The 16,125-nt window shown below is 66.6% G+C and carries 13 protein-coding genes; 8 read left to right on the forward strand and 5 right to left on the reverse strand.

The features are described 5' to 3' along the window. Positions 1-293: 293 nt before the first annotated feature. Together AC56K1_RS22055 and AC56K1_RS22060 are read right to left on the reverse strand one after the other, a co-directional pair. The gene (locus AC56K1_RS22055) at positions 294-2,660 is read right to left on the reverse strand and encodes a coiled-coil domain-containing protein (protein WP_497159924.1); all 2,367 of its coding nucleotides are present in this window, start codon (positions 2,658-2,660) and stop codon (positions 294-296) included. 116 nt (positions 2,661-2,776) lie between these two features. Further along, positions 2,777-3,784, reverse strand: a complete 1,008-nt coding sequence (locus AC56K1_RS22060) for a serine/threonine protein kinase (RefSeq protein WP_497159925.1) — start codon at positions 3,782-3,784, stop codon at positions 2,777-2,779. Between the two features lie 177 nt (positions 3,785-3,961). Here AC56K1_RS22060 and AC56K1_RS22065 point away from each other — a divergent pair, with 177 nt between their 5' ends. Both AC56K1_RS22065 and AC56K1_RS22070 read left to right on the forward strand, forming a co-directional pair. Then, complete coding sequence (locus AC56K1_RS22065) at positions 3,962-5,005, forward strand: alpha/beta hydrolase (RefSeq protein ID WP_497159926.1); 1,044 nt, start codon at positions 3,962-3,964, stop codon at positions 5,003-5,005. Positions 5,006-5,292: 287 nt separating this feature from the next. Continuing rightward, positions 5,293-5,988: a UPF0149 family protein gene (locus AC56K1_RS22070; protein WP_497159927.1), complete on the forward strand. Its 696-nt coding sequence runs from the start codon at positions 5,293-5,295 to the stop codon at positions 5,986-5,988. 99 nt (positions 5,989-6,087) lie between these two features. Here AC56K1_RS22070 and AC56K1_RS22075 read toward each other — a convergent pair whose 3' ends face one another. Further along, positions 6,088-6,798: a CBS domain-containing protein gene (locus tag AC56K1_RS22075; RefSeq protein ID WP_497159928.1), complete on the reverse strand. Its 711-nt coding sequence runs from the start codon at positions 6,796-6,798 to the stop codon at positions 6,088-6,090. A 44-nt stretch (positions 6,799-6,842) separates the two neighbouring features. On the opposite strand from AC56K1_RS22075, the gene AC56K1_RS22080 reads away from it, so the two are divergent. Next, entirely contained in the window at positions 6,843-7,793 is a 951-nt protein-coding gene (locus tag AC56K1_RS22080; RefSeq protein ID WP_497159929.1) for an MBL fold metallo-hydrolase, read from the forward strand. Here AC56K1_RS22080 and AC56K1_RS22085 read toward each other — a convergent pair. Next, positions 7,790-10,267, reverse strand: a complete 2,478-nt coding sequence (locus AC56K1_RS22085) for an ATP-binding protein (RefSeq protein WP_497159930.1) — start codon at positions 10,265-10,267, stop codon at positions 7,790-7,792. The two genes, AC56K1_RS22080 and AC56K1_RS22085, sit on opposite strands and share 4 nt — an antisense overlap. A 141-nt stretch (positions 10,268-10,408) precedes the next feature. Continuing rightward, positions 10,409-10,993 carry an oligoribonuclease gene (gene orn, locus AC56K1_RS22090; RefSeq protein ID WP_497159931.1) on the reverse strand — a complete coding sequence of 195 codons (585 nt, stop codon included), beginning with the start codon at positions 10,991-10,993 and terminating at the stop codon, positions 10,409-10,411. Positions 10,994-11,065: 72 nt separating this feature from the next. Here orn and AC56K1_RS22095 point away from each other — a divergent pair, with 72 nt between their 5' ends. The 5 genes from AC56K1_RS22095 to AC56K1_RS22115 all read left to right on the forward strand — a co-directional run bounded on the left by AC56K1_RS22095 (position 11,066) and on the right by AC56K1_RS22115 (position 15,954). Further along, complete coding sequence (locus AC56K1_RS22095; protein ID WP_497159932.1) at positions 11,066-12,328, forward strand: M48 family metallopeptidase; 1,263 nt, start codon at positions 11,066-11,068, stop codon at positions 12,326-12,328. Next, positions 12,325-12,657, forward strand: coding sequence for a 4a-hydroxytetrahydrobiopterin dehydratase (locus AC56K1_RS22100; protein WP_497159933.1), 333 nt, complete (start codon positions 12,325-12,327; stop codon positions 12,655-12,657). The genes AC56K1_RS22095 and AC56K1_RS22100 overlap by 4 nt, the downstream gene beginning before the upstream one ends. Then, on the forward strand, positions 12,654-13,556 hold the full coding sequence (gene rsgA, locus AC56K1_RS22105; RefSeq protein ID WP_497159934.1) for a ribosome small subunit-dependent GTPase A: 903 nt from the start codon (positions 12,654-12,656) through the stop codon (positions 13,554-13,556). Before AC56K1_RS22100 ends, rsgA begins: the two co-directional genes overlap by 4 nt. Positions 13,557-13,676: 120 nt before the next feature. Beyond that, positions 13,677-14,600, forward strand: a complete 924-nt coding sequence (gene argF / locus AC56K1_RS22110) for an ornithine carbamoyltransferase (protein WP_497159935.1) — start codon at positions 13,677-13,679, stop codon at positions 14,598-14,600. A gap of 121 nt (positions 14,601-14,721) precedes the next feature. Continuing rightward, positions 14,722-15,954: an argininosuccinate synthase gene (locus AC56K1_RS22115; RefSeq protein WP_497159936.1), complete on the forward strand. Its 1,233-nt coding sequence runs from the start codon at positions 14,722-14,724 to the stop codon at positions 15,952-15,954. Positions 15,955-16,125 lie beyond the last annotated feature (171 nt).

Here is a 16,125-nt window from a genome sequence, read left to right on the forward strand (position 1 = left end):
CTCGGGGTTTTTACAACCCTAAACCTTTACCTGCAACCCCCTCCCGATACCCTTCAGCAACTCATCTTCGGTAGCCCCTGGCAACTCATCTGCCACTTATCTTGGACACCAGTGCGCCTGCGCGGGAACGATGGGCTCATGGTACGGGGACTGCAAACTTCAGCACTTCTCTGCGTTAGCTAAAAAACCGTCGTCCCGGCGAAGGGGGGAATAATGCCATTGGCATTATTCCCCCCAGGTTGACCTTCGTAGCGCATCACAAGAACGTGCTTTCACCTGCACCCCGAACGCCCCTACTCCTGCTCGTTCTTCCTCTGACTCATAATCACCTCCGCCAGCCGCGTCACCGCCTGCGAAGCCGATGCCGGCGGCGACTGCTTGAACCGTCCCAGTACCTCGCGCGTGATGTTCACCGATGCCACCCGGTGCTCGGCTTCGGCCGTGCGCGCGCCGATGGCGCGGTCCAAAGCCGCCAGGTCGGCTGACACTTCTTCGAAGCGATGCGTTTCCAGGTCGGCCAGCGCCTTGCGCGCGTCGGCCATGCGCTGGGTCGCTTCGGCCGCCTTGCGCTGCATGCCGGCATGGCGCTGCGCGTGCTCGAGCAGCAGGCGTTGCGCCTCGCGCTTCTCGATCGTCGCCTGCAGCGCATCCTGCTCGGCCGCTTCACGCTCGCCTGCCAGGCGTGCCTGTTCTTCTTCGGCTGCCGCCCGGGCCAGCGCGGCCTGCGCGGCGGCCTGCTCGGACGCCAGGCGCGCGGCAGCCGCTTCGGTCGCGCGCGCATCGGCCGCGGCCTGCTGGCGCTGCGCGGCCAGCTTGCGTTCGGCCAAGGCCAGCGATTCCCGCGCCGCTTCGGTCGCGTCGCGTTCGGCCGCGATGGCCGCATCCACCAGCTCGAGCTGGCGGCGCTCGGCGGCGGCGCGTTCGGCCTGGGCCGCCGCCAGCTCGACGGCGCGACGCGCCCCTTCCTGCTGGACTGCCGCTGCCGCTTCGGCGTGCTCGGCTTCTTCGATGGCGGCGCGCGCCTGCGCCTGCTGGGCCTCGAACAGGGTCTGCTGCACCGCCTCGGCGCGCCGTTCGGCTTCGGCCTGCTCGCGCAACTGCGCCGCAGCGGCCTGCGCGGCGCGGGCGCGTGCTTCGGCCGCCCGCGCCAGTGCACGCTCGGCCTGCACCTGCTCTTGTTCACGCGCCAGGGCGGCTTCATCCAGCGCCGCGCGCTCGCGTTCAGCCTCCACCCGCTGCTGCGCAGCCTCGGCGCGGCGGCGGGCGGCGTCCAGCGCCTCCTGCTCGGCCGCGGCCTGCTCGCGTACGGCCGGCAGCGCCGCTTCTTCCGCCGCGTTGGCGGCGGCGCGGGCCTCAAACGCCGCCTGCAAAAGCGCTGCGCGCTCCTCGGCCAGCGCCCGTCCGTGTTCCTGCTCTTCGGCCTCGCGCCGGGCGGCCAGGGCCGCGGCTTCGTCGGCGGCGGCGCGCTCGCGCGCATGGGCCGCGGCCTGCGCTTCGGCTTCCAGCCTTGCCTGAACCTGGGCGCCAGCGTCTTCTTCGGCGCGGGCGCGCTCGCCGGCCAGCTCGCGCAGCTTGCGGTCGGCCTCGATGCGCGCTTCGGTCGCGGCCAGGATGCGGGTCTCGGCTTCGCGCCGCGCTTCGGCGCCGCTTGCCGCCATCTGTTCCAGGCGCTCGCGGTGGGTGGCGGCGTCGCGCAGTTCTTTTTCGGTCTGCAGGCGCATGCGCATCGATTGCGTGGCGACGCGGTCGGACTCGGCCTGGGCCAGGGCGATCGCTTCGCGTTCCTGTTCGATGTGGGCCATGGCGCGCGCTTCTTCCAGCGCGCGCGCCTCGGCTGCCGCGCGGGCGAAGCTCGAGGCCAGCGCCACCTGGTCGGCGCGTTCGCGCTGCAGGGTCAGTTCCAGCGCCTCGGCCTCGGCCTGCACCAGCAGCTCGGCGGTCTGGCGGGCGCCCCGTTCGGCGCGCTCGCGCTCGCGCGCCAGGATCGCCACCCGCGCGTCGGCGCTGGCGTTGTGCAGCACTTCTTCGCGCGCCGCTTCCACCGCCGCCATCCGCTCGGCCGCCTGCAGGCGCGCGCGCTCGGTCTGGACCATCAATTCGTCGGCCGCCTTTTCGGCCTGCACCGCCATCTCGGCCTGGGCTTCCACCTGGGCGGCGGCGCGGCGGCGCGATTCGTCTTCCTGGCGCGACCGTGCTTCGGAGGCCATGCGGGTTTCGGTCTCGAGCTGCACGCGCGAGCGCAGCTCGGCGGTCTCCTGGCGAATCGCTTCCAGCCGCTCGCTGGACGCCTTGGCCGCCGCATGCAGGGATTCGAGGCGCTCGCGGTTGGCGGCGATCGCGTCTTCGGAGGCCTGCGCGTTTGCCAGGGCCGCCGCGGTGGCGGCAGCGTCCATCGCGGCGCGCTCCTCGGCCAGCGCGCGGGCGCGCGACTCGGCGTGGGCGCGGCTCTCGGCGGCCACGTTGGCCTTGGCCTCGGCCTCGACCCGGGCGATGGCTTCCTGGATTTCGTGCATCTCCATCGGCGCGCGCCCCGGCGCCTGCGGCCGGGTTGCCGGCAGCTTGGCCGACCCTTCGCCCAGTCCCCGCGGCACGGCGCTGCCCGCGTGGGACAGGTCTATCGTGAAATCGATGTCGTCGGGATCGGGTGTCATGGGTTCCATGGTTCTCGGTGGCTCAGTTGCAGGCCAGGTCGGCTCAAGCCGATTATCCGGCAATTCGCGGCCGCGTGTCACGCCGAACTGGACGGTGAACGCGCGGCTATTCCGTGCTTAAACGCTTACACCTGCCATAGCGGCGGCTCATCCATCAGCGCCACCTGCTCGCGCAGTTCGAGAATGCGGTCCTGCCAGTAGCGCTGGGTGTTAAACCAGGGGAAGGCCGCGGGGAAGGCCGGATCGTTCCAGCGCATCGCCAGCCAGTACGAATAATGGATCAGCCGCAGCGTGCGCAGGGCCTCGACCAGGTAAAGCTGGCGCGGATGGAATTCGCAGAAGTCCTCGTACCCCGCCAGCACGTCGGCCATCTGGCCCACCATCTCGTGGCGCTCGCCCGAGAGCAGCATCCACAGGTCCTGGATCGCGGGGCCCATGCGGCTGTCGTCGAAGTCGACGAAATGCGGCCCGTCGGGAGTCCACAGCACGTTGCCGGCGTGGCAGTCGCCGTGCAGGCGCAGCAGCGGCAGCTCGCCGGCGCGCTCATAGCAGCGCGCCACCCCATCGAGCGCCTGCTCGACCACGCTGGCATAGGTTGCTGCCAGCTCCGGCGGGATGAAGCCATGACTGCGCAGCCAGGCGAAGGGTTCAATGCCGAAGGTCTGCTGGTTCAGTTCCGGGCGCGCCGTGAACGGCTTCAAGGCGCCGACGGCGTGGATGCGGCCGATGAAGCGCCCGATCCATTCCAGCGTGGCCGGATCGCCCAGCTCGGGCGCGCGCCCGCCGCGGCGCGGGAAGACCGAGAAGCGGTAGCCGCCAAAGCTGTGCAGGGTGCGGCCGTCGATCAGGTCGGCCGGCACCACCGGGATTTCCCGTTCCGCCAGTTCGGCGACAAAAGCGTGTTCCTCGAGGATGGCTTCATCGCTCCAGCGCTCGGGACGGTAGAACTTGACGACCACCGGTGGGCCTTCTTCCAGGCCAACCTGGTAGACGCGGTTTTCGTAGCTGTTCAGCGCCAGCAGGCGACCGTCGCAGTAGAGGCCAAGGCTTTCGACGGCCTCCAGCACGGCTTGCGGGTCGAGCCGCGCGTAGGGATGCGCCGGAGTAGTGTCGGGGGAAGTCGGGTTATCCATCTGGACATTGTAAGCGCCGCGCCCCGTCCCGTCCTACCGCCACCTGAAAATGACGAATTTGGTGCGCGCGCGAACAGTTATTTGACGAATTTGGTGCGTGCGCGAACAGTTGACGCCGGTCGCCGCGTGGAATGATCGAATCTTGGCCCGTCATACGGCCGTTCACCGAGGAGCAACATGATGAATAAAGCACTCCCCCTGGCGCTGACCGCCGCCGCCGCCGCCCTGGTCTGGAACGTGGCCCAGGCCCAGTCGCCGCAGCCGCCCAAGGCCGACGCCGACATGCAGAAGGTGCTCGACGCCCATGCATCGCTGAAACCAAAACCTATGGAGACCTTGAGCCCGGCCGAAGCGCGCAAGCAGCCGACCCCGGCCGACGCCGTCAAGAAGGTGCTCACGGGGATGGGCAAGAGCACCGCGCCGGAACCGGGCGTGACGATGAAGACCATGAGCGTGCCAGTGGCTGGTGGCAGCATCCCGGTGCACATCTTCACGCCGGAGGGCAAGGGCCCGTTCCCGGTGATGGTCTACTACCACGGCGGCGGCTTCGTGATCGCCGACACCAAGGTATATGAAGCCTCGCCGCGCGCGCTGGCCAAGATGGCCAAGGCGATCATGGTGTCGGTGGATTACCGCCAGGCGCCCGAGCACACATTCCCGGTCGCGCCGGAAGACTCGTACGCGGCCTACCTGTGGGTCACCCAGCACGCCAAGGAATTCAACGGCGACCCGCTGCGCGTCGCGGTCGGCGGCGAATCGGCCGGCGGCAACCTGGCGACCGTGGTGTCGATGATGGCGCGCGACAAGAAAGCGCAGATGCCGGTGCACCAGCTGCTGGTCTACCCGGTCGTGAACGACGACATGAACAACGAATCGTACAAGCGCAACGCCAACGCCAAGCCGCTGAACAAGGCGATGATGGGCTGGTTCTTCAAGCACTACGCGGGTGACCCGAAGAACCCGTACGCGCTGCCGATGAAGGCCGCTTCGCTCAAGGGCCTGCCTGCAGCGACCATCGTCGCGGCCGAGATCGACCCGCTGCTCACCGAGGGCAAGCAGTATGCGGACAAGCTCAAGAAGGACGGCGTGGCCGTGGATTACCGCGAATGGACCGGCGTGACGCATGAATTCTTCGGGATGGGGGCGGTGCTGCCGAAGGCGAAGGAGGCGGAGCAGTATGCGGCGGATGCGCTCGCCAAGGCGTTTGCAGCCAAGCGATAACGGTAGCGTCGTTTTACTGCCAGCTGAAAAACCGTCATCCCGGCGCAGGCCCAGATCCAATTTCGTACGCGGCCCGCCATCGCTTGCATGCACCCGCCAACGTGACTTGACGACATTGGCGCGAACAATGCCGGTGACATTGTTCGCGCCTTCGCCGGGGCGACGGTCTTCAAGTGACCATCCTTCGTATCAGCATCCCCTCATCGCCGCGCCCACTGCGCAGATTTCCGTGCTCTTCAACCCCGCAGGGGTTAAACTGTCGCCTTCAAACGCAACAAGAGCCCCACATGCATCTCGACCAGCCTCTCACCGACAAAGAATTCGACGAACTCGACCAGTTCCTGCTGTCCGACCGCTCCCCCGAGGATGCGATGACGATGGACACCCTGCACGGCTACCTGACCGCGATCGCGATCGGCCCGGAAACCATCATGCCGGCCGAGTGGCTGCCGCGGGTCTGGGGCCAGGATGGCCAGCAGGCGCCTAAGTGGAAGAACAGCCGCGACGAAGAAAAGATCATCAACCTGATCATGCGCTTCATGAACGAAGTGCTGGTCACTTTCGAGGTCGCCCCGAAAGAATTCGAGCCGCTGTTCTGCGAGCACGAAGTGGGCGGCGCCAACCTGATCGACGGCGAAGCCTGGTGCTGGGGCTTCTGGGAAGGCATGGAACTGCGTCCGGGTTCGTGGGAGCCGATCTGGACCTCCGAGGTGGCCGAACTGATGCGCCCGATCTACCTGCTCGGCGCCGACGAGATCGAAGAATCCGAGCTGCCGGAAGTCGAGGACCCGAAAAAGGCGCACCAGCTGGCTTTGGCCATTGAAGCCAATTTGCCGGCCATCCACCGTTACTGGCTTCCGCTGCGCAAGCCGGCCGTGGAAACCGTCGTGCGCGACGAGCCGAAGGTCGGCCGCAACGACGATTGCCCTTGCGGCAGCGGGAAGAAGTACAAGAAGTGCTGCGGGGCTGACGCAGCAGAGTAAGCAAGACCGCGGCTGCAGCCCGGCCGCGCCTCGTAGCGTGGGCAAGTTTCTTGCCCACGCGTTCAAGCAGCTCGCGATCAGCCGCGCCGCATGCCTCCCTCAGGCCGCCGCTTCCTGCAACCCCAGCTCCAGCCCCACCAGTAAATCCCCCGGCTGCACCATCCCGGTCAGCCTGCCCTCCCCGTCCACCAGAAACACCTGCTGCGCCCCCTCATGGAAGCGCGCCAGCAGCGCCGTCACCGGCGCATCCTCATGGACCGCCACCAATCCCGCCGCGACCAGCTGCCCCACGGTCGGCACCATGTCGTGCCCGAACAGCGGCGCGGTGGCGCGCCGCGCGCGCGCCGGCAGCGGGCGGCTGGCGCTGCCGCCGGCGGCGACCAGGCCCGCCATGCTGAGCACACCCGGCGGGCAACCGGCTGCATCCACCACCGGCAGCGCCGGCACGCCGTGCCGCACCAGCAGCGCACGCGCCGTCGCCAGCGGCATTTCCCGGTCCAGGGTCGCCGGTACGGGGCGCGCCAGCTCGCTTGCCCGGTGCAGGCGCGCCCGGCGTTCGGCCGCGCGCTGCTCGGTCTCGGCCAGGATCATGGCCAGGTCGTCGCGACTGACGTCGAACGCCTCGCCATAGCTGTCGAGCGCCCCGTCGAGGTCTTCGCTGGCGAAGCCGGCCTTTGTTTCGGGCGGGCACGCGGCCGGCTGCACGTGGGGATAGTGGTGGCCCGACAGGCGGTTCCACACCACGGCGCCGAGCACCATCAGCACCGAGTAAGGACAACCCTCGGCCTTGCAATCATGTACGATATGCAACGCTTGCGGCCGGCCTGCGCCGCACACCATTACAAGGACCAGCGATGAAAACACGCCAGTACCCTACCCTCCTCGCCACTGCCGTGGCAGCCGCCTGCCTGGCCAGCCCTGCCTGGGCGGCCGCGCCGATGGCCAAGACCCCTGCCCCCGGCTGGTCGCGTCTCATGCTCGGCCAGTTCGAGATCACCCCGCTGTCGGACGGCACGGTCGACCTGCCGGTGGACCAGCTGCTGGCCCAGGACAAGAAGAAGACGCTCGACACGCTGGCGAAGGCGCACCTGAAGGCGCCGCTGGAAACCTCGGCCAACGCCTACCTGATCAATACGGGCAGCAAGCTGGTGATGATCGACGGCGGCGCCGGTACCTTCTTCGGCCCGACCCTGGGCCGGCTGGCTGCCAGCATCAAGGCCGCCGGCTACCAGCCGGAACAGATCGACGAGATCTACATCACCCACTTCCACGGCGACCACGTGGGCGGCCTGGTCAACGGGGCGCAGGTGGTATTCGCGAACGCCACGGTACGCGCCAACAAGAAGGAATCCGACTACTGGCTGAGCCAGGCGAACATGGACAAGGCCAAGAGCAAGGACGGCTTCAAGGCTGCCATGGCCGCCGTCAACCCGTATGTCAAGGCAGGCAAGTTCAAACCGTTCGAGGGCGATGTCGAGCTAGTGCCGGGCATCCGCGCCCAGGCAGCGCCAGGACACACGCCCGGGCACACCACCTACCTCGTCGAGAGCGGCGGCCAGACGCTGCACCTGGTCGGTGACCTGATCCACGTGGCGGCGGTGCAGATGGAAAACCCGGCGGTGACGATCGAATTCGACAGCGACCAGAAAGCCGCCGCGGCGCCGCGCAAGAAGGCCTTCGATGCCGCGGCCAAGGGCCGCTACCTGATCGGCGGCGCCCACCTGCAGTTCCCGGGGATGGGTTACCTCGCAGCCGTGGGTAAAGGCTATCGGTTCATCCCGGTGAACTACACCCAGATGCGTTAAGCGGGTTCGGTCCGCGTCGTGGCGCCCACGGCGCGCACGCCGTCGAGCAGGCGCGCCAGCGCATCCATGTCGACCGGCTTGACCAGGTGGTGCTGGAAGCCGGCCGCGAACGCATCCTCGCGGTCCTGCTGCTGGCCGTAGCCGGTGACGGCCACCAGCACCGTGTCCGCCGTCTCGGGTTGCGCGCGCAGGCGCCGCGCCAGCTCGCGGCCATCGATGTCGGGCAGGCCGATGTCGAGCAGGCAGACGTCCGGCGCCATGGCGCGCGCGCGTTCGAGCGCCTGCAGCGAACCGTGTTCGACCGCGACCTCGTGGCCATGCGCCGCCAGCAGCAGGCCGAGGGTCTCGGCCGCGTCCACGTTGTCGTCCACCACCAGCACCTTGAGCGGCGCGGACAGCAAGGGCGCCGGGGCCTGCGCCGACAAGGCCGCCGGCACCGCCCCCTGCAGCAGCGGCAGGCGGATCTCGAAGGTGCTGCCCAGGCCGGGGCCCGCGCTGGCGCAGGCGACCGTCCCGCCATGCAGCTCGACCAGGTTCCTGGCCAGCGCCAGTCCCAGTCCAAGGCCGCCCTGCGAGCGGTCGGACGAGCGTTCGGCCTGGGTGAACAGGTCGAATACCCGCTTCGACAGTTCGCGCTCCATGCCGATGCCCTCGTCGCGCACGCTGATCACCAGGCTGCCCCCGGCCGCCTGCGCGCCCAGGTCGATGCCGCGCCCTTCCGGCGTGTACTTGGTGGCGTTGTTCAGCACATTGGCCACCACCTGCACCAGCCGCGCCTTGTCGCCTTCGATGATGGCCCAGGCAGGCGGCAGGTGCACGGCCAGCTTCTGGCGGCGCGCCTCGATCATGGGACGCACCTGCTCGACCGCCTCCTGGATGACGACGCGCGCCAGCACCTGCGCCCGTTCCAGCGTGATCAGGCCGCGCGTGACGCGCGAGACGTCCAGCAAGTCGTCCACCAGCCGCGTCATGTGGCGCACCTGGCGCCCGATGATGTTGCTGCTCTGGCGCACCCGCCCCTCGTCCATGCGGCCGATGCGCAGCAGCTCGGCGGCCGCGCTGATCGGCGCCAGCGGGTTGCGCAGCTCGTGCGCCAGCATCGCCAGGAACTCGTCCTTGCGGCGGTCGGCTTCCTTGAGCTTTTCTTCGGCCAGCTTGCGGTCGGTGATGTCGCGGAAAAAAGCGGCCAGGCCGCCGTCCTGCATCGGGTAGGCGCGCACCTCGGTCCACAGCCGGCTGCCGTCCGGGAAAACGTGCGCATGCTCGGCGGCGCCGGCCACGCGCGTGCGCATCACCTCACGGTACATCGGCCCCGGCTCGGCATCGATCGCATGCGGGAAGGCATCCCAGTGGTTGCGCCCCAATACCTCGGATGCTTCCATGCGGCAGATGCGCAGGCCTTCCGCGTTCATCTCGAGCACGTTCCAGTCGGCGTCGAACACGGCGAAGCCTTCGGCGATGGTGTCGAAGATCTCGCGGCTGCGATCGCGTTCCGCGCGCAGCTCGGCCTGGGCGCGCGCCGTCTCGACCGCCGACCAGGTGCGCTCGGCCACGTCGCGCGCGAGGTGCATGTCGTCCTCGCTCCAGAAGCGCGGCTGCGGGCAGTCGATGCCCAGGCAGGCCACCAGCCGGTTCGATTTCACCAGCGGGACCACCAGCAGCGCGCCGATGCGCTCGGCCACGTAGGCGCTGCGGTAGCCGATGGTGCGTATGTCGTGCGCCGTGTCGTGGATGCGCACCACGCTGCCTTCGCGCAGCGCCGCGCCCAGCGCCGGGCCGAAGGCATCCAGCCTGAAGCCGGGCTGCGGGGTCTTGTGCGCCTGCGGCGGCAGGTTCGGGTGCAGGCTGGCGCGTTCGTCGCGCGTCCACCAGCGCGGCGCGGCGAAGCGCCCGCTGGCCGGGTCCAGTTCCGCATACACCACCCGGTCCGCGTGCAGCTCGCCGCCCAGCAGCGCGCTGGCGGTGATGGCCACTTGGTCGCCGGAAGAGAGCGCCCGCAGCGCGTCCGACACCGTCAGCTCGAAGGCCGCGCGGCGCTCGGCCGCGACGCGGCGCGTGGTTTCCATCACGGTGCAGAACAGGCCGGCCACCTGGCCGTCGTCGCCCATCAGGGGCGCGTGCGAGAAGGTGAAATAGGCGCGCTCGGGATAGCCGCGCCGGTTCACCGTCATCGGCATGTCCTCGAAATACACGGGCTTGCCCGACAGCGCGCGGTCGATCAGGGGCACCATTTCAGCCCAGACCTCGGCCCACAGGTCGCGAAAGCGCTCGCCCAGCGCACGCCCGTGCTTCTGGCCGAGCAGCGGCACATAGGCGTCGTTGTAAAGAAAAACCAGGTCGGGCCCCCAGGCCAGGAACATGGGGAAGGCCGAGTGCAGCAGCATGTCGACCGCGGTGCGCAGGCTGGCCGGCCAGCGCTCGGGCGGACCGAGGGGCGTCCGGTTCCAGTCGTGCCGGCGGATGCGGGAACGCATCGATGCTTCGCTACTGGGGTCAGGAAGCGCGGTCTGCGGAGCGTGGGTCATGCAGATGATTGTCGCATAACTTGTTGCCTGTCACGCATGTTTCATGACAGGCGACCAATGACGATTGCCGTCGTATTGACGGCATGCGCATCACAGCTTGATGAAGTGCTCGCGGTAGTAGCGCAGCTCTTCGATCGACTCATTGATGTCGGCCAGCGCGGTATGTTTCTGGTGCTTCTTGAAGCCGGATGCCAGTTCTGGCTTCCAGCGGCGGCACAATTCCTTCAGGGTCGACACGTCCAGGTTCCGGTAGTGGAAGAAGGCTTCCAGCTTCGGCATGCCGCGCGCCATGAAGCGGCGGTCCTGGCAGATCGAATTGCCGCACATCGGCGACTTGTTGGACGGGACGTACTGCTTCAGGAAGGCGATCAGTTCCAGCTCCGCCTGGGCTTCGGTCACGGTGGAAGCCTTGACGCGGTCGATCAGGCCCGACTTGCCGTGAGTACCCTTGTTCCAGTTGTCCATCTTGTTCAGGGTCTCGTCCGACTGGTGGATGGCGAACACCGGGCCTTCGGCGATGATGTTCAGCTCCGGGTCAGTCACGACCACGGCCACTTCGATGATGCGGTCGTTGTCCGGATCGAGGCCGGTCATCTCCATGTCGAGCCAGACCAGGTTGAACTCGTTCGGACGCGCCGGCTTGGCCGCCCCTTCGGTTTGTGTAGCTTGTGACATAATTCTCTCTTTGCCTTATTGGTACTGCACTTCACTGTGCAAGCTTATCCTGCATTTTCTCACAGGCACAGAATGTCTTCATTCGGGTTTTCGGTTTTGTTCGTTGTTTTCTTTGCGCTGACCCTCGGCCTGCGCTTCTGGCTGGCCAACCGCCACATCCGCCACGTGCTGCGCCACCGCGCCAGCGTCCCGGCCGAGTTTGCTCCAAAGGTGCCGCTGGCGGCGCACCAGAAGGCGGCCGACTATACGGTCGCCAAGACCCGCCTGGGCCTGGTTTCGCTCCTGTGGGGCGGGCTGGTGCTGGTCGGCTTCACGCTGCTGGGCGGGCTGCAGGCCTTGTCCACCGCCCTGCTGGGCGTGACCGGTCCCGGGCTCGGTCACCAGATGGCGCTGGTGGCGGCGTTCGCCGTGCTGTCCGCCCTGCTGGACTTGCCGCTCGACTGGTACCGCCAGTTCGTGCAGGAAGAGCGCTTCGGCTTCAACAAGATGACCCCAGCTTTGTGGCTGGCCGACATGGCCAAGGGCGCGCTGATGGGCGCCGTGATCGGCCTGCCGCTGCTGTGGGTGATACTGGCGCTGATGGAAAAAAGCGGCGAGCTGTGGTGGCTGTGGGCCTGGTGCGTCTGGAGCGGCTTCCAGCTCCTGATGATGGTGCTCTACCCGACCGTGATCGCCCCGATGTTCAACAAGTTCACGCCGCTCGCCGACGCCGGCCTGCAAGAACGCATCGAAGGCCTGATGGCGCGCGTGGGCTTCGCCTCGAAAGGCCTGTTCGTGATGGACGGCAGCAAGCGCAGCGCCCACGGCAATGCGTATTTCTCGGGCTTTGGCAGCAACAAGCGCATCGTCTTCTTCGACACCCTGCTCTCGCGCCTGGATCCGCACGAGATCGAAGCGGTGCTGGCGCATGAACTGGGCCACTTCAAGCTGCGCCACATCGTCAAGCGCATCGTCGTGATCTTCGCGCTGTCCCTGGGCTTCCTGGCGCTGCTCGGCTACCTGAAGACGCAAGCCTGGTTCTACACGGGCCTGGGCGTGACGCCATTGATGAATGCCTCGAACGACGGCATGGCACTGATCCTGTTCATGCTGGTGCTGCCGATCTTTACCTTCGTGCTCTCGCCACTGAATTCGATCACCTCGCGCAAGCACGAATTCGAGGCCGATGCGTTTGCGGCCAAACATACCGACCAGGCGCACCTGGTGTCAGCCCTGGTGAAGATGTACGAAGACAATGCCTCGACCCTGACGCCGGATCCGCTGTATTCAAGCTTCTACGATTCGCACCCGCCGGCTTCCGTGCGGGTGAAACAGCTCACCATGGCGGCCGCATGAAACTCCTCGAACGCCACTGCACCCACGGCGCGCCCGCGCTCGACCCCGACGCCATCCGCGCCCTGCTGGCGCAGGTAGCGGGCTGGCAAGTTATCGGCGGCCGCATCGAACGCGAATTCACCTTCGCCGACTACCGCTCCACCATCGCGTTCGTGAACGCGGTGGCGGGCATGGCCGAAACCGAGAACCACCATCCGGACATGCGGGTGGGCTACCGCCGCTGCACCCTGGTGTACACCACCCATTCGGCCGGCGGCACACTCAGCGCCAACGATTTCATCTGCGCGGCCAAGGCCGGTTCGCTGTACGAGCGGGGGATGGCTGCATGAGCTCAGTTACCGACACCTTGACCGGCACCATCATCGCGGCGCACGGCCGCCACTACCTGGCCGACGCGAATGGCGAAAAGCTCCAGTGCGTAACGCGCGGCAAGAAGACCAATGTGGCCGTGGGCGACATCGTCCACATCAAGAAGACCTCCGAGAACCAGGCCGTGATCGAGCGCATCGCCGACCGCACGACCCTGCTCTACCGCTCGGACCAGTACAAGTCCAAGCTGCTGGCGGCAAACATCTCGCGCCTGTTCATCGTCGTCGCCACCGAACCCGGTTTCGCCGACGACCTGGTCTCGCGCTCGCTGGTCGCGGCCGAAGCGGCCGGCATCGAAGCCCACATCATCCTGAACAAGGTCGACGTCGAAGCGCCGCTGGCGCGCGCCCGCGAGCGTGCCGGTTTGTATGGCTCGCTCGGCTACCCGGTGCACGAACTGTCGGCCACCGCCAAGCCGGAACACGCGGTCGAGACGCTCATGCCGCTGCTCGATGGCCAGTCGTCGATCTTCATCGGCCAGTCGGGCATGGGCAAGTCGTCCCTGATCAATTTGCTGGTGCCGGACGCCGACATCGCCGTGCGCGAGATCTCGGAAGCGCTCGACACCGGCAAGCACACCACCACCTTCACGCGCCTGTACTGGCTGCCGGGCGGCGCGTCGATCATCGATTCGCCGGGCTTCCAGGAATTCGGCCTGTACCACCTGAGCGAAGGCATGCTGGAACGGGCTTTCGTCGAGTTCAAGCCCTACCTGGGCGGATGCAAATACTACAACTGCCGCCACCTGCAGGAGCCGCAATGTGCGGTACTGGAGGCCGTCGCCGCGGGGAAGATCGCCAGGATGCGTCATACCCTGTATGGGCAGTTGCTGCACGAGTCGGCGCAGACGCTGTATTGAGTTTGTGGGCGGCGAAGCCGCCCACCCTGCGAAACCCGCCATCCCGAACGATCCCCGCTTTCCCTAACGTCAAGCGAAAACCCTTATAATTCAAGGGATAAACAGCAAAGCAAAGACGATATGCCAGTCGCAAAAGTGAAGCACTTCCTGCAATTCTCCGACTTTTCCAGCGACGAATTCGAGTACGTCATCGAGCGCGCCAAGGTCATCAAGCGCAAGTTCAAGGCCTATGAGGTCTACCACCCGCTGGTCGACCGCACCCTGGTGATGGTGTTCGAAAAGAGCTCGACCCGCACCCGCCTGAGTTTCGAGGCCGGCATGCACCAGCTGGGCGGCGCCGCGATCTACCTGAACACGCGCGACAGCCAGCTCGGACGCGGCGAGCCGGTGGAAGACGCGGGCCAGGTCATGTCGCGCATGTGCGACATCATCATGGTGCGCACCTTCGGCCAGGAGATCATCGAGCGCTTCGCCGCGCACTCGCGCGTCCCGGTGATCAACGGCCTGACCAACGAACACCACCCCTGCCAGGTGCTGGCCGACATCTTCACCTTTTACGAGCACCGCGGCCCGATCGCCGGCAAGACGGTGGCGTGGATCGGCGACGCCAACAACATGCTGTACTCGTGGCTGCAGGCGGCCGAAGTCTTCGGCTTCCACCTGAACGTCTCGACCCCGAAGGGCTACGAGATCGATCCAAAGCTGGTCGCGACCGAACGCTATACGTTGTTCGACAACCCGTCGGATGCCTGCGAAGGCGCGCACCTGGTCAGCACCGACGTCTGGACCAGCATGGGCTACGAAAAGGAAAACGCCGAGCGCCTGAAGGCCTTCGACGGCTTCATCGTCGACGGCGCCAAGATGGCGCGCGCCACCCCCGACGCCTTGTTCATGCACTGCCTGCCGGCCCACCGCGGCGAAGAAGTCTCGGCCGAAGTCATCGACGGCCCGCAGTCGGTCGTCTGGGACGAGGCGGAAAACCGCCTGCACGTGCAGAAGGCCCTGATCGAATACCTGCTCCTCGGACGCATCGAGGACAAGTAAAGCAGTAACCATGCACCACCAACCCTTTGTTTGATCGTTGGCGCGCCGTTCCCTTGCGGGAGCGGCACCAGGCGTCAGCTGACCATCTGAACCCCACCTCCCTCCACACTGGAAACCATCCATGAGCGACATTAAAAAAGTAGTTCTCGCCTACTCCGGCGGCCTCGATACCTCCGTCATCCTGAAATGGCTGCAAGATAATTACGGCTGCGAGATCGTCACCTTCACCGCCGACCTCGGCCAGGGTGAAGAACTCGAGCCGGCACGCGCCAAGGCGATCAAGTTCGGCATCAAGCCGGAAAACATCTACATCGACGATGTGCGCGAAGAATTCGTGCGCGACTTCGTGTTCCCGATGTTCCGCGCCAACACCGTCTATGAAGGCGAATACCTGCTGGGCACCTCGATCGCCCGCCCGCTGATCGCCAAGCGCCTGATCGAGATCGCCAACGAGACCGGCGCCGACGCCATCTCGCACGGCGCCACCGGCAAGGGCAACGACCAGGTGCGCTTCGAGCTGGGCGCCTATGCGCTGAAACCCGACGTCAAGATCATCGCCCCGTGGCGCGAATGGGACCTGCTGTCGCGCGAGAAGCTGCTCAAGTACGCGGAGGACGCCGGCATCGCGGTGGACATGAAGCACAAGAACGGCGGCGCGCCGTATTCGATGGATGCGAACCTGCTGCACATCAGTTTCGAAGGCCGCCACCTCGAGAACCCGAGCGCGGAAGCCGAGGAATCGATGTGGCGCTGGTCGGTGTCGCCGGAAGCGGCGCCGGACCAGGCCGAGTACCTCGACCTCGAATACGAGCGCGGCGACATCGTGGCCCTCAACGGCGTGCGCATGAGCCCCGCCACCGTGCTGACCGAACTGAATCGCTTAGGAGGCAAGCACGGCATCGGACGCCTCGACCTGGTCGAGAACCGCTACGTCGGCATGAAGTCGCGCGGCTGCTACGAAACCCCGGGCGGCACCATCATGCTCAAGGGCCACCGCGCGATCGAATCGATCACCCTGGACCGCGAAGTGGCGCACCTGAAGGACGACCTGATGCCACGCTATGCGTCCTTGATCTATAACGGCTACTGGTGGGCGCCGGAACGCGTCGCGCTGCAGACCCTGATCGACCACACCCAGGCCACCGTCAATGGCTGGGTGCGCGTAAAGCTTTACAAGGGCAACGTGATCGTGGTCTCGCGCGACTCGAAGACCGACTCGCTGTTCGACATGAACATCGCTACTTTTGATGAAGACGGCGGCGCGTACAACCAGGCCGATGCGGGTGGCTTCATCAAGCTCAATGCGCTGCGGATGCGGATCGCGGCGAAGGCAAGGGCCAAGCGCGGGCAATAAGTTGTAGTGCGTTTCGAGAGCCGCCTGAGGGCGGCTTTTTTGTGGGCGATGCAGACTGAGGCAGCCGGGACGGGTGTTACGTAGACGCATCAAATTTGTTTGCGGGCCGTCAGCATCGCAACAAGCCACTCACGACGATAGCGAGATGGACAAACAATCCCATGGACCAGG

This window comes from Telluria sp. ZB4P37, from assembly GCF_059685855.1.